Annotated in this window: 24 protein-coding genes and 1 pseudogene; 5 read left to right on the top strand and 20 right to left on the bottom strand. The window is 73.1% G+C overall.

Translation table 11 applies throughout. From position 1 onward, the window contains the following. Positions 1-255 (bottom strand): annotated as a pseudogene (locus ACWEN3_RS22035) (hypothetical protein); the annotation flags it as partial. 152 nt (positions 256-407) lie between these two features. Here ACWEN3_RS22035 and ACWEN3_RS22030 point away from each other — a divergent pair. Next, on the top strand, positions 408-1,178 hold the full coding sequence (locus ACWEN3_RS22030; RefSeq protein ID WP_452973554.1) for an alpha/beta fold hydrolase: 771 nt from the start codon (positions 408-410) through the stop codon (positions 1,176-1,178). Here ACWEN3_RS22030 and ACWEN3_RS22025 read toward each other — a convergent pair whose 3' ends face one another. The 11 genes from ACWEN3_RS22025 to ACWEN3_RS21975 all read right to left on the bottom strand — a co-directional run bounded on the left by ACWEN3_RS22025 (position 1,179) and on the right by ACWEN3_RS21975 (position 9,462). Next, positions 1,179-2,117, bottom strand: coding sequence for a glutaminase (locus tag ACWEN3_RS22025; RefSeq protein WP_452973551.1), 939 nt, complete (start codon positions 2,115-2,117; stop codon positions 1,179-1,181). A gap of 64 nt (positions 2,118-2,181) precedes the next feature. Next, a complete protein-coding gene (gene aspA / locus ACWEN3_RS22020) occupies positions 2,182-3,594 on the bottom strand; it encodes an aspartate ammonia-lyase (RefSeq protein WP_452973548.1) in 1,413 nt (470 codons plus the stop codon). Between the two features lie 139 nt (positions 3,595-3,733). Then, a complete protein-coding gene (locus tag ACWEN3_RS22015; protein WP_452973545.1) occupies positions 3,734-4,750 on the bottom strand; it encodes an asparaginase in 1,017 nt (338 codons plus the stop codon). A 41-nt stretch (positions 4,751-4,791) separates the two neighbouring features. Next, positions 4,792-5,031, bottom strand: a complete 240-nt coding sequence (locus ACWEN3_RS22010; RefSeq protein WP_452973542.1) for a hypothetical protein — start codon at positions 5,029-5,031, stop codon at positions 4,792-4,794. Between the two features lie 64 nt (positions 5,032-5,095). Beyond that, positions 5,096-5,827 (bottom strand): FadR/GntR family transcriptional regulator, encoded by a 732-nt coding sequence (locus ACWEN3_RS22005; protein WP_452973539.1) that lies wholly within the window; start codon positions 5,825-5,827, stop codon positions 5,096-5,098. A gap of 148 nt (positions 5,828-5,975) precedes the next feature. After that, entirely contained in the window at positions 5,976-6,812 is an 837-nt protein-coding gene (locus ACWEN3_RS22000; RefSeq protein ID WP_452973537.1) for an undecaprenyl-diphosphate phosphatase, read from the bottom strand. Between the two features lie 75 nt (positions 6,813-6,887). Beyond that, positions 6,888-7,262, bottom strand: coding sequence for a fluoride efflux transporter CrcB (gene crcB / locus ACWEN3_RS21995; RefSeq protein ID WP_452973534.1), 375 nt, complete (start codon positions 7,260-7,262; stop codon positions 6,888-6,890). Continuing rightward, positions 7,259-7,645: a DUF190 domain-containing protein gene (locus tag ACWEN3_RS21990; RefSeq protein WP_452973531.1), complete on the bottom strand. Its 387-nt coding sequence runs from the start codon at positions 7,643-7,645 to the stop codon at positions 7,259-7,261. Before ACWEN3_RS21990 ends, crcB (ACWEN3_RS21995) begins: the two co-directional genes overlap by 4 nt. Beyond that, the gene (gene crcB / locus ACWEN3_RS21985; protein ID WP_452973528.1) at positions 7,642-8,103 is read right to left on the bottom strand and encodes a fluoride efflux transporter CrcB; all 462 of its coding nucleotides are present in this window, start codon (positions 8,101-8,103) and stop codon (positions 7,642-7,644) included. The genes ACWEN3_RS21990 and crcB (ACWEN3_RS21985) overlap by 4 nt, the downstream gene beginning before the upstream one ends. Before the next feature lie 69 nt (positions 8,104-8,172). Next, on the bottom strand, positions 8,173-9,132 hold the full coding sequence (locus ACWEN3_RS21980; RefSeq protein ID WP_452973525.1) for an SMP-30/gluconolactonase/LRE family protein: 960 nt from the start codon (positions 9,130-9,132) through the stop codon (positions 8,173-8,175). 42 nt (positions 9,133-9,174) lie between these two features. Continuing rightward, on the bottom strand, positions 9,175-9,462 hold the full coding sequence (locus tag ACWEN3_RS21975) for a helix-turn-helix domain-containing protein (protein ID WP_452973522.1): 288 nt from the start codon (positions 9,460-9,462) through the stop codon (positions 9,175-9,177). 283 nt (positions 9,463-9,745) lie between these two features. On the opposite strand from ACWEN3_RS21975, the gene ACWEN3_RS21970 reads away from it, so the two are divergent. From ACWEN3_RS21970 to ACWEN3_RS21960, 3 genes are all read left to right on the top strand, one after another. Further along, entirely contained in the window at positions 9,746-9,880 is a 135-nt protein-coding gene (locus tag ACWEN3_RS21970; protein ID WP_452973519.1) for a hypothetical protein, read from the top strand. Between the two features lie 126 nt (positions 9,881-10,006). Continuing rightward, entirely contained in the window at positions 10,007-10,357 is a 351-nt protein-coding gene (locus ACWEN3_RS21965) for a VOC family protein (RefSeq protein WP_452973516.1), read from the top strand. A 74-nt stretch (positions 10,358-10,431) separates the two neighbouring features. Continuing rightward, positions 10,432-10,830: a MarR family winged helix-turn-helix transcriptional regulator gene (locus ACWEN3_RS21960; RefSeq protein ID WP_452973513.1), complete on the top strand. Its 399-nt coding sequence runs from the start codon at positions 10,432-10,434 to the stop codon at positions 10,828-10,830. Positions 10,831-10,876: 46 nt separating this feature from the next. Here the strand turns inward: ACWEN3_RS21960 and pqqB are convergent, their stop codons facing one another. From pqqB to ACWEN3_RS21920, 8 genes are all read right to left on the bottom strand, one after another. Then, positions 10,877-11,773, bottom strand: a complete 897-nt coding sequence (pqqB, locus tag ACWEN3_RS21955) for a pyrroloquinoline quinone biosynthesis protein PqqB (RefSeq protein WP_452973511.1) — start codon at positions 11,771-11,773, stop codon at positions 10,877-10,879. A gap of 63 nt (positions 11,774-11,836) precedes the next feature. Then, on the bottom strand, positions 11,837-12,949 hold the full coding sequence (locus ACWEN3_RS21950) for a hypothetical protein (RefSeq protein ID WP_452973508.1): 1,113 nt from the start codon (positions 12,947-12,949) through the stop codon (positions 11,837-11,839). A gap of 126 nt (positions 12,950-13,075) precedes the next feature. Further along, positions 13,076-13,474 (bottom strand): SseB family protein, encoded by a 399-nt coding sequence (locus tag ACWEN3_RS21945; RefSeq protein ID WP_452973505.1) that lies wholly within the window; start codon positions 13,472-13,474, stop codon positions 13,076-13,078. Positions 13,475-13,653: 179 nt separating this feature from the next. Then, positions 13,654-14,361, bottom strand: coding sequence for a GntR family transcriptional regulator (locus tag ACWEN3_RS21940; RefSeq protein WP_452973502.1), 708 nt, complete (start codon positions 14,359-14,361; stop codon positions 13,654-13,656). Further along, the gene (locus ACWEN3_RS21935; protein WP_452973499.1) at positions 14,358-14,909 is read right to left on the bottom strand and encodes an isochorismatase family protein; all 552 of its coding nucleotides are present in this window, start codon (positions 14,907-14,909) and stop codon (positions 14,358-14,360) included. Before ACWEN3_RS21935 ends, ACWEN3_RS21940 begins: the two co-directional genes overlap by 4 nt. Next, entirely contained in the window at positions 14,906-16,420 is a 1,515-nt protein-coding gene (locus tag ACWEN3_RS21930; RefSeq protein WP_452973496.1) for a purine-cytosine permease family protein, read from the bottom strand. The genes ACWEN3_RS21935 and ACWEN3_RS21930 overlap by 4 nt, the downstream gene beginning before the upstream one ends. A 94-nt stretch (positions 16,421-16,514) precedes the next feature. Continuing rightward, the gene (locus ACWEN3_RS21925) at positions 16,515-16,835 is read right to left on the bottom strand and encodes a DUF2795 domain-containing protein (protein ID WP_452973494.1); all 321 of its coding nucleotides are present in this window, start codon (positions 16,833-16,835) and stop codon (positions 16,515-16,517) included. Positions 16,836-16,845: 10 nt separating this feature from the next. Then, on the bottom strand, positions 16,846-17,001 hold the full coding sequence (locus ACWEN3_RS21920; RefSeq protein ID WP_452973491.1) for a hypothetical protein: 156 nt from the start codon (positions 16,999-17,001) through the stop codon (positions 16,846-16,848). Between the two features lie 181 nt (positions 17,002-17,182). Here ACWEN3_RS21920 and ACWEN3_RS21915 point away from each other — a divergent pair, with 181 nt between their 5' ends. Then, on the top strand, positions 17,183-17,377 hold the full coding sequence (locus tag ACWEN3_RS21915; protein WP_452973488.1) for a DUF2795 domain-containing protein: 195 nt from the start codon (positions 17,183-17,185) through the stop codon (positions 17,375-17,377). Positions 17,378-17,437 lie beyond the last annotated feature (60 nt).

The following is a 17,437-nucleotide window of genomic DNA, read 5'->3' as shown; positions in this document are numbered from 1 at the left end:
CTCCGGCATGTTCACCCGCTTCGACATGACGTTCCTCGTCGCCGAGCCGACCAGGCGGCCCAGTAGCACCCAGGCGGCTATCAGCAGGACGACACCGAAGTACACCCCGACCAGGCCGATCGCGGCCTGTACGGACGCGGGCGCCAGCAGGTTTTGGACGGGCAGGGCACCGGCCGTCTCACCGCCGAGCGCGAGGAAGGCGGTACCGGCCAGGCCGAGCAACTGGCAGCGGCGCAGATCGACGGGGAATGCCATGGCCAACACTGGATCAGCGTGTCAACGCCGGATGGCCGGAAGGCGACGCTCCCTCCACCGGCGGGCGGCCCGGACATGACCGGCGTGTGCGCGGCGATGACTTTCCCGGGTCCTGGCGGTCATCACCGCACGCGGAACAGACGGAAACGGACGTGGTGACGGTGACGAGCAGTTTCTCCCGGACGGCGCCGGCCGGCCCTCGGATGTACTACGAGGTCCACGGCGAGGCCTCCGCCCGGCGGCCCCTGGTGCTCCTGCACGGGGGCGTGTGCACCATCGGCCTGAGCTTCGGCGCCGTGCTGCCCGCTCTGGCCGGAACGGGCCAGGTGATCGCGCCCGAACTCCAGGGCCACGGGCACACCGCCGACACCGACCGGGAGATGTCGGTGCCGGCGCTGGCCTCGGACGTGGTGGCCCTGCTGGACGAACTCGGTGTCGGGCAGGCGGACCTGCTCGGCTTCAGCCTCGGCGGGCTGACCGCGCTCGAGGTGGCCGTACGGCATCCGGAGCGGGTCGGGCGGCTCGTCCTCGCCGCCACCCCGTACCGGCAGGACGGCTACCACCCGGAGGTGCGGACGGCGGACTCCGGCTCGCCGCGGCTGCCGAGCCGGGCGGACTTCCAGGAGATGGCCGACGCGTACGCGGCCGTCGCGCCCCGTCCCGAGAAGTTCCAGGACCTTCTCGCGAAGTGCTCGGCCGCCGCCCACGCGCCGCTGCCCTGGACCGCCGACGATCTGCGCGGCGTGCGGGCGCCGACGCTGCTGGTCGTCGGGGACACCGACTTCGTGCGTCTCGAGCACGCGGCCGAGATGCGGGATCTGCTCCCGGACGCCCGGCTGGCGGTGCTGCCCGGCACCACCCACATGGCGCTCATGCGCCGTACGGCCCTGCTGCTGCCGCTGCTGCACGAGTTCCTGGGCTGATCAGAACACCGAGAGCCCGGTGAGCGTGGTGAACCGGTCGAGGGCCGCCACGCCGGCCACCGAGTTGCCCCGCTCGTCCAGGCCCGGGCTCCACACGCACAGCGTGCACCGGCCGGGCACCACCGCGATGATCCCGCCGCCGACCCCGCTCTTGCCGGGCAGGCCCACCCGGTAGGCGAAGTCACCGGCCGCGTCGTACGTGCCGCAGGTCAGCATCACCGCGTTCACCTGCTTGGCCTGGCTGCGGGTGAGCAGCCGGGTGCCGTCGGCGCGGACGCCGTGCCGGGTGAGGAAGCCGGTGGCGAGGGCGAGGTCGGCGCAGGAGGCGGCGACGGAGCACTGCCGGAAGTACTGGTCGAGCAGGACCGGCACGTCGTTGTCGATGTTGCCGTACGACGCCATGAAGTGGGCGAGGGCGGCGTTGCGGTCGCCGTGCGTGTTCTCGGACGCGGCGACCTCCTTGTCGAAGTCCAGGGCGGGGTTGCCGCTCTCGGCGCGCAGGAAGGCGAGCAGTTCGCCGGCCGCGTCTCCGGTACGGGTCTGGAGGCGGTCGGTGACGACGAGGGCGCCCGCGTTGATGAAGGGGTTGCGCGGGATGCCGTTCTCGTACTCCAGCTGGACCAGGGAGTTGAACGGGTTGCCGGAGGGCTCCCGGCCCACGTGCTCCCAGAGTTCGTCGCCCTCGCGGGCCAGGTCCAGGGCGAGCGTGAAGACCTTGGTGATGGACTGCGTGGAGAAGGGTTCGCGCCAGTCCCCCACCCCGTACACCGTGCCGTCCAGCTCGGCGACGGCCATGCCGAAGCGGCGGGGGTCGCAGGCCGCGAGCGCCGGTATGTAGTCGGCCGGACGTCCGCGGCCGGGTGTGCGGCCGATCTCCTCGGCGATGCGCTCCAGGACCGGCAGGAAGGTGAGGGACGACGTCGTTGTCATGATCACCATTGTCCCTCCGGACCGGCCCTGGAGCCCACTCGCGGACAGGCTGATATCCGCCCGTTACCGCAGGTCAGGCCAAGGGTGCCCCACTGCCCGCGACGACCTCGGGACGCAGCAGGCCGGCCAGCTTCTCCGCGGGCAGCAGGCCCTTCTCCAGCACCAGTTCGGCCACGCCGCGGCCGGTGACCAGGGCCTCCTTGGCGATGTCGGTGGCGGCCGTGTAGCCGATGTGCGGGTTCAGCGCGGTGACGAGGCCGATGGAGTTCTCCACGCTCGCGCGCAGCCGCTCGGTGTTGGCGGTGATGCCGGACACGCAGCGCTCGGCCAGCGTCAGGCAGGCACGCTGGAGATGGGTGACGGACTCCGACAGCGAGTGCAGGATGATCGGCTCGAAGGCGTTGAGCTGGAGCTGTCCGGCCTCGGCGGCCATGGTGATGGCGACGTCGTTGCCGATCACCTCGAAGGCGACCTGGTTGACCACCTCGGGGATCACCGGGTTGACCTTGCCCGGCATGATCGACGAACCGGCCTGCACCGGCGGCAGGTTGATCTCGCCGAGGCCCGCGCGCGGACCGGAGGACAGCAGGCGCAGGTCGTTGCAGCTCTTGGAGAGCTTGACCGCGATCCGCTTGAGGACACCGGACATCTGCACGAAGGCGCCGCAGTCCTGAGTGGCCTCGACCAGGTTGACGGCGGTGACGAGGGGCAGCCCGGTGATGGCGGAGAGGTGGCGGCGGGCGGCCTCGGCGTACCCCGCCGGGGCGTTGAGGCCGGTGCCGATGGCCGTGGCGCCCAGGTTGATCTCGTGGATCAGCTCGGCGGCCTCGGCGAGACGGCTGCGGTCCTCCTCGATCATGACGGCGAACGCGGAGAACTCCTGGCCGAGCGTCATCGGCACGGCGTCCTGCAGCTGGGTGCGGCCCATCTTGAGCACGTCGCGGAACTCGACGGCCTTGCGGGCGAAGGCGTCCTGGAGGACGGCCATCGCCTTGAGCAGGCCGCGCACGGCGAACACCGTCGCCACCTTGACGGCGGTCGGGTAGACGTCGTTGGTGGACTGGCCGAGGTTGACGTCCTCGTTGGGGTGCAGATGCGTGTACCGGCCCTTGGCGTGGCCGAGCAGTTCCAGCGCCCGGTTGGCCACGACCTCGTTGGCGTTCATGTTGGTGGACGTGCCGGCACCGCCCTGGATGACGTCCACGACGAACTGGTCGTGCAGCCGGCCCTCGCGGATCTCCCGGCAGGCGGCGACGATCGCGGCGGCCTTCGCGGGCTCCAGCAGCCCGAGTTCCTCGTTGGCGAGGGCGGCGGCCTCCTTGACGGCGGCCAGGGCGTCGATCAGGTGCGGGTAGGCGGAGATCGGGGTGCCGGTGATGGGGAAGTTCTCCGTGGCGCGCAGGGTGTGGATGCCCCAGTACGCGTCGGCGGGCACGTCGCGGTCGCCGAGCAGGTCGTGTTCGCTGCGGGTGGTGGCGGCGGTCATGAGGGCAGGGGTCCTCTTTCTGAGGTACGGAGATGAAGGCTGAGGCACGGAGGTGAAGGTGCCCCGACAGGGGCGCGCGGGGGTCTGCGCGATGGGCGACGAACGGCGCGCGGCTTCGAAAGGCCGGTCCGGCGGAGTCCTACGCGCAGGCGGTGAGCGCGACCGGGTCCAGCGCGCGGACAGCGCGTACGCACCCCACCGGCTCCCCGCCGCCCAGCAGCGGCTCTCCCGCGAACCCGGTCAGCAGCTCGGGATCGACGCCCGCGCGGGCGAGCGCGGCGGCCGCCACCGGGATCCGCGCCCGGTTCGCGCCGTCGGCGATCTTCACCGCGACGGCCCGGCCGTCGGGCAGCGCGGCGACCTGGACGCCTTCGAAGCCGTCCTTGGCGAGCAGCCCCGGCACGGACCGCATCAGCGCGGCCACGTCACGCCCCGAGCCGGAGGCCATCTCGGCGTGGTCGCGCATCGCGTCGGCGAGCAGGGCCTCGGGCGTGCCCGGCGCCGCGGAGGCGATCCTGGAGAGGGCGCGGGCGAGGCCGTGCAGGGAGATCGAGAACAGGGGGGCGCCGCAGCCGTCGACGGAGACCCGCGCGACCCGCTGCCCGGTCAGGTCCTCGACGATCTCGGCGATGGCCTGCTGGAGGGGGTGCTCCGGGTCGAGGTAGTCCTTCAGGGACCAGCCGTTGAGCCGGGCGGTCCACAGCATGGCCGCGTGCTTGCCGGAGCAGTTCTGGGCGAGCCGGGAGGGCGTGCGGCCCTCGCGGACCCAGGCGTCCCGGACGGCCGGGTCGAACGGCATGTCGGGGACGTTGCGCAGGTCGTCCTCGGTGAGCCCGGCCAGTTCGAGGATGCGCCGGGTGCCGGCGAGGTGCCGTTCCTCGCCGGAGTGGCTGGCGGCGGCCAGCGACAGCAGTTCGCCGTCGAGCGGCAGCCCGGCCCGCAGCATGGCCACGGCCTGGACCGGCTTGACGGCCGAGCGCGGGTAGAAGGCGGCCTCGATGTCGCCGAGCTGGAACTGGACCTCGCCGTCGGCGCCGAGAACGACGACGGAGCCGTAGTGGATGCCCTCGACGATCCCGCCGCGTACGACGTGGGCGACGGGGGCGTGGAGGGGCGCACGGACGACGGGTGCGTCTGCGGGAGAGCTGCTGTTCATCACTGCCTGCATTTACGAGTCGGGATGGGCCGGGTCGCGGGTCACGCGCCGGCGCCGGTGGACTTGCGCGCCCTCGGGCCGCGGATGCCGTACGAGCCCGCGACCGGCGCTGCGACGATCAGCGGCGGACGGAGCACGGTGGTGCGTCCGGGGCCGTCGTCGGCGTACAGGGGGACCGGGACGCAGGCGGGGATCGCCGCCGTCACGTCTTCGGTCCGGGGGGAGCCCGGCGGCCGTTGGGCCGGCCGGACGGGCTCGCTCTTCCGGGTCTTCTGGCTCATCGCCGTCGAGCGCGGGACGCGGCGCCGGACCAGGGGCGCGTCCCGTCTTTCCGGTGGTGCTCGCTCACGCCTCGGCTCCGCCTTCCGTGGGGAGGTCCGTCCGCTGGGAACGCACGATGTCGGTGAGGGTGGTCTCGACGCGGTCCAGGTGGTGGCTCATGGCCTCCACCGCGTCGTGCTCGGAGCCGTCGGTCAGCGCCTCGACGATCGCCCGGTGCTCGCGGTTGGACTGCTCGCGGCGGCCGCCGAGCTCGTTGAGGAAGGCGGACTGGCGCGCCAGGGCGTCGCGGATCTCCTCGATGACCCGGCGGAAGACCGGGTTCTGGGCGGCCTCGGCCACGGCGAGGTGGAAGAGGGTGTCCATCGCGACCCACGCGGTGGTGTCCGTCTCCCGCTGCATGCGGTCGAGCAGGTGGGACAGGTGGTCCAGGTTCTCCGGGGAGCGGCGCAGGGCGGCGTAGCCGGCGACCGGGATCTCGATGTGCCGGCGCACTTCGAGCAGGTCGCTGGCCGCGTAGTCGCCGAAGGTGGGGTCCTCGACCGCGCTCGCGACGACGAAGGTGCCCTTGCCGGTCCGGGACACGGTGAGGCCCATCGTCTGCAGCGCGCGCAGCGCCTCGCGCAGCACGGGCCGGGACACCTCGAGGGTGCGGCACAGCTCGGCCTCGGAGGGCAGCTTGTCGCCGATGGCGTACTCGCCGCGTTCGATGGCGCCGCGGAGGTGGCCGAGGACCGCTTCCATGGCGCTCACGCGCCGCGGCCCCGGACCACCTGTCTGGCTGTCTGACAGGTTCACGGGAGCGATCCTGCGGGTTGCGGGCGAGAACTGTCAAGGCGCGGCCGCCGGAAAGACGACAGTCGAGGCGTGGCCGCCGGAAAGACGGCACGGGGTGCGGCGCCCGGTCGCGGGCGTCCGCACCCCGTGGGTGGGCAGGCGGGTTCGCTCAGGCGTTGAGCGTGCCCGTGGCGAGCAGGCCGAGCAGGCCGACGCCGATGACGATCCGGTAGATCACGAAGGCGTTGAAGGAGTGCTTGGCGACGAACCTCAGCAGCCAGGCGATGGAGGCGTAGGCGACGACGAAGGACACGATCGTGCCGACGGCCAGCGGGGCGGCGCCCACGCCCGCGCCGAGGGCGTCCTTCAGCTCGTAGATGCCGGCGCCGGTCAGGGCCGGGATGCCGAGGAAGAACGAGAGGCGGGTGGCGGCGACGCGGTCCAGGTCCAGGATGAGCGCGGTGGACATGGTGGCGCCGGAGCGGGAGAAGCCGGGGAAGAGCAGGGCGAGGATCTGGGAGCAGCCGACCCACATGGCGTCCTTGAAGGACGTGTCGTCCTCACCGCGCTTGTGGCGGCCCATCTGGTCCGCGCACCACATCACGACGGAACCGGCGATCAGCGAACCGGCGACCACCCACAGCGAGGCCAGCGGGCCTTCGATCAGGGGCTTCGCGGCCAGACCGACGAGGACGATCGGCACCGTGGCGGCGATCACCCACCACGCGAACTTGTAGTCGTGGTGGTAGCGCTCCTCACGGTTGGTGAGTCCACGGAACCATGCGGAGACGATCCGCTTGATGTCCTTGAAGAAGTACACGAGCACGGCGGCGATGGCGCCGACCTGAATGACGGCGGAGAACCCGACGACGGACTTGTCGTCGACGGGGATGTTCATGAGCCCCTCGGTGATCTTGAGGTGGCCGGTGGAGGACACCGGGAGGAACTCGGTCACCCCCTCGACTACTCCGAGGACGACGGCCTGACCGACGGAGATGGCGCTCATGGAATCCAGTTCTGAGGAGAGTTGGTCGACAGTGCTGTAGAGAATTCTTACTATGCCGGGCCGTACGGCACGCACCTAGGCCCAGAGAGCGCCGGCGAGCGAGACACCGGCGAACGCCGCCGCGAGCCCGACGACCACGCTCGCGACGACGTTCACGGCAGCGTAGAGGCCGGCGCCGGCCTCGGTCAGCCGCAGGGTCTCGTAGGAGAAGGTGGAGTACGTGGTCAGGGCCCCGCAGAGCCCCGTGCCGAGCAGGAGTTGCAGGTGGGGACCGGCGGCTCCGGCTGAGGCGGCACCGGTGAGCAGCCCGAGGATCAGGCATCCCGTGACGTTCACCACGAAGGTGCCCCACGGGAAGAGCGAGTCGTGGCGGGCCTGCACGGCACGGTCGGTGAGATACCTCAGGGGTGCGCCGACCATGGCCCCCAGGACGACCAGAAGCCAGTTCACGACGAGCTCTTACCCTTCGGTTCGGCCGTACCGGGCTTCGGCCCCGCCGTGCGGCCGACGTACCGGACGACCTCGCACTCCTCCAGGGTCACGAGCCCCTCGCCGACCAGTTCGTCGAGCTGGGGCAGGAACGCCCGTACCCGCTCCTCGGTGTCGACGACGACCACCGCGACCGGCAGGTCCTCGCTCAGGGACAGCAGCCGGGAGGTGTGGATGCGGGAGGAGGCGCCGAAGCCCTCGATGCCCCGGAAGACGCTGGCCCCGGCGAGTCCGGCGGCGTGCGCGCGGTGCACGATCTCGGAGTAGAGGGGCTTGTGGTGCCAGGTGTCGTCCTCGCCGATGTAGACGGTCAGCCTGAGGGCCCGGCCGGTGAGTGAGGTCATGGCAGCCTCCTGGTCAGCACCCGGCGGGCGGCGACCGAGGCCAGCCAGACCGCCGCGAGGGCCGCGACGAGCGTCGCGGCGAGGTAGGCCAGCCCGATTCCGGGGCGGCCTGCACCGACGAGCCTGCGGATGTCGACGGCGTAGGTGGAGAAGGTGGTGAAGCCGCCGAGGACACCGGTGCCGAAGAACGGGCGGATGAGCCGGTGGGCGGCCCACACGTCGGTGATCAGCACCATGAGCACGCCGATCACGGCGCAGCCGACGACATTGGTCCAGAACGTCGCCCAGGGGAAGCCGCCGGTCGGCGTGGGCAAGGCGAGCGTGAGTCCGTAGCGGGCGCACGCGCCGACGGCGCCGCCGATCGCTACCACCGCGACGACGGGTGCCTGGGCGCGCCACTCGGGCCGCCGGCGCGGTGCGGGGCGGACGCGGAGGCTCTCGGCTTCCGGGGCTGTCATGCTCGTACGTCTCCTGTTCGGCCCTGCCCCCGCTGGGTGATCACGGCCGGGCACCAGCGTACCGCCGGGTCAGCCGCCGTCGGGCCGCGCGCAGACCGCGACGCCCGGCTCCAGGAGACTGCCGAGGACCAGGTGAGCGCCGGTCGCGCAGACGCTGGTGACCATGCGGAAGCCGGAGCGGCGGCGGGTGAGGTGGTGGACGGTCCGGCCCTCGTCGTCGAGGGCCAGCACCCCGATCGTCCCGGAGGGCCGGTACGGCGCGTGCAGGGCGGTTCGGGCGGCGGCGCGGCGGACGGCGTGCGGGCCGCGGTGCAGGAGGTCCAGCGGGGGGACGCGCGGGCTCGGCAGGGCGACCCAGATCGGGCCGTCGGGGCGCTCGCGCCAGAGGTTGTCCGGCATGCCCGGCAGGGTGGCGAAGAGGTCGGCGTGTCCGGCGCGGGGTCCGGTGAGGTGGTAGCGGGTGAGGCGGCAGGCGCCGGTCTCGGCGATCACCAGGAAGGAGCCGTCGGCGCTCGGGACCAGGCCGTTGGCGAACTGCAGCCCCTCCAGGAGCACTTCGGGCTCCCCGCCCTCGGGCGCGAGACGGAGCAGGCGCCCCGTGCCGGTGTGTTCGGCGATGTCGCCGATCCACTGGTCGAGGGTGTAACGACGGCTGGAGACCGTGAAGTACACGGTGCCGTCGGGCAGCGCGACGACGTTGCTGCAGAAGCGCAGGGGCTTCCCCGCCGCCGAGTCCGCGAGGACGCGGACGGCGCCGTCGCCGAGGTCGACCCGCAGCAGACCGCGTTCGGCGTCGCACACCAACAGGCCGCCGTCCGGCAGGAGTTCGAGCCCGAGGGGACGGCCGCCGGTCTCGGCCACGACCTCGGTGCGGACGGTGTCCGGGTCACCGAGGTGGCGGATGCGCAGCACCCGGCCGTCCGCCACACCGGTCAGCACCCGGCCCTGCGGGTCGGCCACCACGTCCTCGGGGCCGACGGCACCCAGGGAGACGTAGTGGAGCGGAACGAGTGCCGTGGGTCGGTCCATGCGCGGGGCCCCTTCGCCGTCGGATCGGCCCATCCTGACAGCTCACCACCCCTTCTCGAAGAGGCGGGTGACCTCGGCCACACGGATGTCGTCGCGCCGGTAGTAGGTGCGGCAGCGGACCCGCCGGGCGCGCAGCACGCCGAGGCGGGTGAGGAAGTCCAGGTGGGCGAGGGCGGTACGGCGGGGCACGCCGAGCTTGGCGGCGACGGCCCGTGCGGTGACGCCGGTCCCGGCGGGATCGCGGTGACGGGACGCCGGGAAGTGGGCCGCCGGATCCTTGAGCCACTCCAGGATGGTCCGGCGCACCCGCCCCGAGGGAGTTCCCCTCATCCGTCCGCCCTCCGTCCCAGGCGATTTCGTCCGCAGTGCCCCCACTGTGGCGCGGGCGCGGCCGTCGCGTCCGGAACTCGGCAACCGTTGTCCGGTACCGAACGGCCGTGCGACCGAGGAGCGTGCCCGCGGCCCCGGAATCACGGCGGGGACCCGGCCGCTGCTCGCGGGCGGGCCCGTCGCCGGTGGCCGAACCACGCCATGGGGGCCGTGCCAGGCCGCCGGGTGCCCGCTGCTCCGTCGTGGCCGGTCGCGCAGTTCCCTGCTCGCGGTGCCGTCGTACATGACGGACGTCCGGCATGCGCCGGAGCCGGCCGGCCTCGCGCTCGCGGGGGTCGTGATCGCGGTGGTGGGCGCGTTGGCGCCCGCCCGGCGCGCGGCCCGCCTCACCGTCGCGGAGGTGCTGCACAGCGAGTGAGGGCGCCGCCGGGGAGTCCGCCGCAACCGGTCAGGATCCGAGAAGCCGCGGCGGGCCCCCGGGCCCTAGCGTGGAGTGCACCGACGGAGAGGCCCGTCGGGACACGCACCTCACAAGGAGAGTCCCATGACCGCCGGCGTGCAGACGATCATCTATCCCGTCAAGGACCCGCAGCAGGCCAAGGCCCTGTTCACCGCGCTGCTGGGCGTCGAGCCGTTCGTCGACGAGCCGTACTACATCGGCTTCAAGGCCGGTGGTCAGGACGTCGGCCTCGATCCGAACGGTCATGCCCAGGGCCTGACCGGGCCGGTGCCGTTCTGGCACGTCACCGATCTGCGGGAGCGGCTGGCGGCCCTGCTGGAGGCGGGCGCCGAAGTGGTCCAGGACGTGCGGGACGTCGGCAACGGCAGGCTCGTCGCCTCCGTGAAGGACGCCGACGGCAACCTGGTCGGCCTCCTCCAGGACCCGGCTGCCTGAGCCCCTGCTCGTCCCTCTTCACCCGCACTAGTTGCACACTCAACGACTGGCCGGATCGGTGCTACGGTGCGGGTATGGCAGTGAAGACGGCCGACGCCCGCCTCGAGGAGCGGTGGCGCGGCATTCTGGCGGTGCACGCACACACGACGTGCGAGATAGACCGGGCGCTGCATCCGTACGGGCTGGGGGCCAGCGACTTCGAGGTGCTGGACATCCTGGCCGTCGAGTCGCCCCGGAAGGGCGACCAGTGCCGGGTGCAGAACCTGGTGGGGCGGGTCCATCTCAGCCAGAGCGCGCTGTCCCGGCTGATCGGCCGGCTGGAGAAGGACGGTCTCGTGGAGCGCTCGGTGTGCGCGGAGGACCGGCGCGGGGTGTGGGTCGCCCTCACCCGCAAGGGCCGCGATCTGCACGCCGAGGTGCTGCCGCTGCAACGCGAGGTCCTGGAGCGGATGCTCACGGGTCAGGAACGCTAGTGCTGCGACCGGAAAGGTCCACCGGCTCGCGACGCCCGGCACGGCACTAGAGCACCAGCTCGGTCCCGTCCGGCATGACCTCGATGCCCTCCTCGGCGATCCGCGCGCGTGCCGGTGAGGCGGGGTCGAGCAGCGGGTTGGCGTGGTCGAGGTGGGTGTAGATCCGGCGGGCGCCCAGGTGACGGGCCAGCGGATCGAGGGTGCCATCCAGGCCGGTGACCGGCAGGTGGCCCACGGACGGCCGTCCGGCGCCGGACCGCGGAGGCGCGCCCGTCTCGTCGGTGGCGTAGAAGGTGCCGTCCAGCAGCACGCAGTCGGCCTCGGCGCACAGCTCGTCCAGGGCCGGGACCCACTCGCCGACGCCCGGCGCGTACACCAGCACGCCGCCGCTGGCCAGGTCTTCTATGCGGTACGCCGTCGCCCAGGGCCCGGCGGGCGCCGGCGGCCGCGCGGGGACGTACTCCGGGGCCTTCGTGCCCACCGGATGCGCGGTGACGACCAGTCCGCCCGACAGCACGAAGCCGCCCTCGGCCAGGCTGTCCGCCCATTCCCAGGGGGCGCAGCGGTCCAGGGCGGCGCGCGCCGGGGCGAGGGCGGCGCGGACCGGTTCGGCCGCGTACACCCGCAGGCCGGCCGTGCCCCGCAACTCGGCCAGGCCGGTGACGTGGTCGGCCTCGGCGTCGGTCAGCAGTACGCCCCGCAGCGGGGTGTTCCGGGTCCCGGGTTTCGGCCGCAGGGCCGCGGTGGCGGCGAGCTGGGCGCGCAGGTCGGGCGAGGCGTTCAGCAGCCACCAGTCGCGGCCGTTGCCGGTGACGGCGGCGCACTCCCGGGTCCGGGAGGACAGCCGGCCGTCCCGGGCGGCCGTGCACAGCTCGCAGGCGCAGTTCCACCGCGGGAAGCCGCCGCCGGCGGCGGTGCCCAGCAGGACGACCCTCACGACCATCGGCTCCTTCACACTCGCCGGACCAGTCTCCCGCTGGGATCTTCCCTGCACGAGGGCGGGTGACTACTCCGTGGCGGGGGGCAGTTCCGGCCGTCCTCCGTCGGGACGCCGGTCCACGGGCCGCTGTGGCGGGATCGGGGCGCAGGGGAAGTCGCGGGGTCCGGTCCACAGGGCGGGCACGGCGTCGCAGATGCGGCACAGCTCGTAGGCGACCGACTCGTAGTTGACCCGCCAGCCCCGGAACTGCGGCCAGGCGTCCTTGGTGCTGCGCTCCGTCCGGAATCCGGCCGATTCCATCATCGCCACGGCCGCGTCGAACTCGGCGAAGGTGAGCTGGACGGGGGCGTCGGGCGAGGGGTCGGCGTCGAAGGGGATGCGCAGGACGCGGGCGATGTCGCGCAGGGCGCTGAAGCCGGCCCGTAGCACCAGGCGGGCCTCGGGCGGCGCGGTCCGCGGGTCCAGGGAGAGCTGGAGCGCCGCCGCGTCCATCACCGCGACCAGGCCCACCAGCCAGCTGCGGTGCGGACGCGGCGAGCGGAAGGTCAGCAGGATCGGGTACGTGGAGTGGCTCTCGCCCATGTCCGCGGCGAGCCGTTCCCAGGAGCGGTACAGCTCGGGCAGCGCGGTCTCGGTGTCGACCAGCCACTGCCGGGCGAGGATCTCCGGGCCCCAGGCGGGCTCGCCCGCCCTGGCCTGGAGCAGGGTGACCTCCAGTTCACGGCGGTTGTAGGCGCTGTACAGGGTGGGCAGGTAGGCGATCTGCAGCGCGATCAGGACCGGTCCGGTGGCCGCGGCGATGAAGTCGAGCACCGACAGCTTCAACCGGGCGCCGCTGGCGAAACCGAGCGTGAACAGGCTGGAGCCGGCCTCCCGGAACGCGGTGGACCAGGACAGCGGGGACAGCGAGTACAGCAGGAACCCGAAGCCGATCAGGGCCCCGGCGAGCCAGGTGGCGAGCATGCCGATGAGCATCAGCGGGGCGAGCCATGTCTGCGCGCGGTCGATGGCGTCGTAGCCACCGCGGGACGTCGTGAGCCTCAGCAGCCGGCGCAGCATCCACCACAGGCGGAAGACCAGCCCGGAGTAGAGGCCCCGGGGCACCACGAGACTGCGCAGGATGCTGCTCAGCACGAGGGCGAGGAGCAGCGCCCCTGCCGCGCCGGCGATGAATTGCATGGGCCCATTTTCCCGCCCGTGGGGCGGGGTGATCGGTTTGGGCGCGGCTGCGGGGCGTCGTGGTGGTCCGCGCCCACCACGGCGGGGCCGCATGCCGATGCGGCCCCGCTCCCTGAGGGGCGCCGGTCAGCGGGCCAGCAGCGTGCGCACCCCTTGCGACGTGAGCGTCAGGGCGTGGGTGGAGCTGCCGTCGATGGCGAGGGAGAGGTCCTCGTCGGGCCACTGGGAGGCGAGCGCCCCGAGCGGGATGAGGCGGTAGCGGGAGATGAAGGGCAGCAGTTCGGCCATCTCGCCCTCGGTGGTGAACACGGGGACGACCGGGTCGCCGCCGGGCTGTTCGAGGACGGGCAGGGAAACCGTCGTGGCGTCGGCGCCCTCGCCGTCGACCGCGTCGTCCGGCACCGGGACGAGCACGTCGCTGTGGGCGAGGGTGTCCAGAGCGGTCTGATCCTCGGCGTTCACGGTCAGCGCGTCCAGCGCCTGCTGGGCCGCCGTCGGCCGGATGTCGTGTGCGGGTGTCTCCATGGCAGATCCCCAGGTAGCGGTGGTCGTACGGGCCACCCGGACGGGCTGCCCGGGCGTGCTCCCGCCTCGCGTACCCGGTGGTGCCCGGGGCATGCGTGCCGATCGGGGGGAGGTCCGGTGGCGGGGCCGTGGCCGGCCGGGCTGGACCTCTACCGGGGGCGGGCCGCACCTGAGCCGGGTCAGCCGAAGGCGAGGTGCAGCCGGACGTGCTCGGGGTCGTACAGGCCGACGACGTGCTCGACGAAGCCGCCGTCGGCCGCGCGGCTGGTGCGCCGCGTCTCGAGGAACCACTCCCCCGGCGCGTGCCGCAGCAGCTCCGCCTCGCGCGCGTCGAGCCGCCGCCCGGACAACCGCTCCTCGCCGTGGTCGGGCCGCAGTCCCGCGCGCCGCAGCACCTCGCTGACCGGCTCCGCGCCGAGGCCCCGGCCGGGCAGCTCGCGGATCGCGGGCACCGGCGGCAGGAAGCTGCGCTCGTACGACGTCACGGTGCCGTCCGCGGTCAGCTCGCGGGTCTGCTGCAGGTACACGAACGTGTCGTCGTCCAGGCCGAGTCGGGCGGCGAGGGCGCGGTCGTGGATCTCGTGCACGGCGAGCGTGCGCACCCTGCTGTCCGCGGCCGGCACGCTCAGCGCGCGGGCCCAGCCGAGCCGTTCGTCCGGCGGGCGGCCGTCGAAGACGACGTAGGAGCCCTTGCCGCTGCGGGTGGCGATCAGGCCCTCCTCGGTCAGCTCGGCCAGGGCCGCCCGGACGGTCGTACGGCTCACGCCGAACCGCTGGGCGAGGGTGTGCTCGCCGGGCAGCCGCTCCCCCGCCGGGCGGCGGCCGGCGCGGATCTCCTCGGCCAGGAGGCGGCTGATCCGCTGGTGCTTGAGCGGGACGCCGGTCACGGGCCGTCCTCCGCGAGCAGACCGGCGACGGTGGTGACCCGGACCAGCGGCCGGTACAGCTCCATGACCCGCAGGGCCCTGAGATGGGAGTCGTCGTCCGCGCCGGCGCAGGCGTCCGCCACGACCAGCACCTCGGTGCCGGCGTCGGCGGCGGCCAGGGCGGTGGACAGCACACAGCAGTCGGTGCTGACTCCGGCCAGGGCCAGACGGCCGTCCGGGCCGACGCGGTCGGCGAGTTCCGGGGTCCACTTGCCGAAGGTGGTGGTGTCCACGACGTGTCCGGCCAGACCGGCGAACTCGTCGGTGAGGTCCCACAGCCGGGCGTCCGGGGGCTGGAGGGCGAACGGCCACCGGCCGTAGTGGGCACGCCAGGCGCCGGCCGGCTTCCGGGGGGCGAGGAAGCGGGTGAAGACGACGCGGCCGGCGAAGGCCGGCAGCAGACGGTGCACGCCCGCTGCCGCGTCGGCGTACCGGGGCGCGGCCCAGGGGCTCGCCGGGTCGGCGAGCACACACTGCATGTCTATGACGGCGAGCAGCCCGGTGTTCATGCGTTGAGCACCCCCGCGTCCGGCGCCGCGCCCGGCGCCAGGGCCTCCTGCGCGCGCACCCGGCCCGGGCCGGGCAGCAGGGAGCCGAGGAAGGCGATCGCGAGGGCGGCCAGGACGCCCAGGTTGGCGTACGCCCAGGCGCCCGTCTTCCCGCCGAGGCCGAGCGGCTGCAGGAGGTAGCCCTGCCAGGTCAGCCAGCGCGCGGCGGTGTCGGTGACCAGGCCCCAGCCGACGGCCGTGGCGGCGACGGTGAGGACCAGGGGCACCAGGGGCACGTCGCCGTAGCGGCCGGCCGGTCGGTACAGGTCGCCCTCGTCGTAGTCGCGGCGGCGCAGGGCGAGGTCGGCGAGCATGACGCCCGACCAGGCCGCTATGGGCACGCCGAGCGTGGTGAGGATGCCGAGGAACTGACCGAGGAAGTCGCCGGCGAAGAACACGATGTAGACCGAGCCGGCGATCATCAGACAGCCGTCGAGGAACGCGGCGAGATAGCGCGGCACGCGCACCCCGGCGGAGAGCAGGGCGAGGCCCGAGGAGTAGATGTCGAGGACTGCGCCGCCCACCAGGCCGAGGACGGCGACCACGGCGAACGGCACCAGGAACCAGGTGGGCAGGATCGTCGTCAGCGCGCCGATCGGGTCGTCGGCGATGGCCCTGCTGAGCTTCGGGGAGGAGCCGGCCAGCAGCAGGCCGAAGACCAGCAGGAGCACGGGGGCCAGGGAGCCGCCGAAGGTCGTCCAGCCGATCACGCCCCGGCTGGAGGAACTCCGGGGCAGATAGCGGGAGTAGTCGGCGGCGGCGTTGACCCAGCCGAGGCCGAAGCCGGCCATCGTGAACACCAGGGCGCCGATGAACTGCTGCGGGGTGCCGCCCGGGACGGCGCTGACCGTGCTCCAGTGGACGTGGTCCGCGACGAGGCCGATGTAGACGAGCGTGAGCAGGCCCGTGACGAGGGTGATGGCGGTCTGCAGCCGCATGATCAGGTCGAAGCCCATGACCCCGGCGACGACTGTCAGCGCGGCCACCACCATCAGGGCGACCACCTTGGTCTCGGTGCCGCCGCCCCAGCCGAGCCTGGTGAAGACGGTCGCGGTGGCCAGGGTGGCGAGCGAGATGAGGACGGTCTCCCAGCCGACGGTCAGTATCCAGGAGATCACCGAGGGCAGCCGGTTGCCGCGCACCCCGTACGCGGCCCGGCTGAGCACCATGGTGGGCGCCGAGCCGCGCTTCCCGGCGACCGCGACGAAGCCGCACAGCAGGAACGAGAGGACGATGCCGAGCGCGCCCGCGGCGAGCGCCTGCCAGAAGGAGATGCCGAAGCCGAGCGTGAACGCGCCGTAGCCCAGTCCGAGGACGGAGACGTTCGCCCCGAACCAGGGCCAGAACAGCATGCGCGGGGTGCCCTTGCGGTCCGCGTCCCCGATCACGTCCAGCCCGTGCGTCTCCACGGGGATCGGGAGGGCGGCGGATCTGCCGTCGGTGCTGCCGAGGGGGTCCTGCGGATGCGTCATCGCGACCTACCTGTCCAGACGTGTCCAGTCACGCTAGGTCGCGGTTACGCAGAGCGTCAAGGACGGCACGCGCTGTGCGGCCGCCGCCGTCCCGTCAGCGGTCGAACTCCTCCTGGATCGATGTCCTCGGTTCTTCCCTGAGGTGCTGGGAGAGTCCGGGCTTGCCGCCGTGGCGCACCCGTTCGGCGCGCCGCGGGGCGGCGTTCGGGCCGAGGTCCGGGTCCACCCGGACCGACCTCGCCACCTGCTCGCGGCCCGCGTACTCCTCGGCGGGGATGCCCCGCAGCACCTTGACCACCTCGTCCGGCGCGCCCGCCTCGCGCGCGGCCGTGACCAGCCGGTCCCTGCCGGCCGGGTACGTCACACCGTTCAGCGCGGCCAGTACCTCGGGGACGCTGGTGTGTGCCGTGCTCATGCCGTCTCCCTCATCCGTCGCCGTCACCGGCGTCCTCCTCGCCGCTCTCCTCGTCCGGGTCGGCACCCTCCGCCTGGGACGGGGTCGTGCGGAGCGGCTGCTCCGCCCCGACCTCGTCCGGCTCCGCCTCGCCCTCGGCCTGGGAGGGGGTGGTGTACTCGCTCATGTGGGCCTCCCGCCCGCCTTCCGTGGCTGTTGCGCGGCCCCCGAGTACCCGTTCCGTCACGCGTCCCACGAGCGGCCGGAACGCGTGAATCCGCTTCCGTGGGAGGGGTACCTGACCGGTCCGGCGCAGCATGCGGCGCCGGCGAACAGACCGAGCACCCCCCTCACCGCCTGGAGGAGCCATGGCGGGTATCAGGCCCCCTGATCTGCAGAAAGCCCTGTCCGGCGCGGAGTACCCGGCCAACTCGGACCAGCTCCGCAAGGTCGCCGAGCACAACCACGCGTCCAGGGAGATCACCGAGCGCATCTCCCACCTCGGGAAAAAGGAGTTCCAGAACCCCGCCGAGGTGAGCAAGGCCGTCTTCCGGAACGAGTGACCGGGCGACACCCACGGGCGCGGGGGGGGGGGGGGCGGGGGGAGGGGCGCGGGGGGGGCG

Source organism: Streptomyces sp. NPDC004561 (genome assembly GCF_053602155.1).
This window is presented reverse-complemented; position numbering and strand designations above follow the sequence as displayed.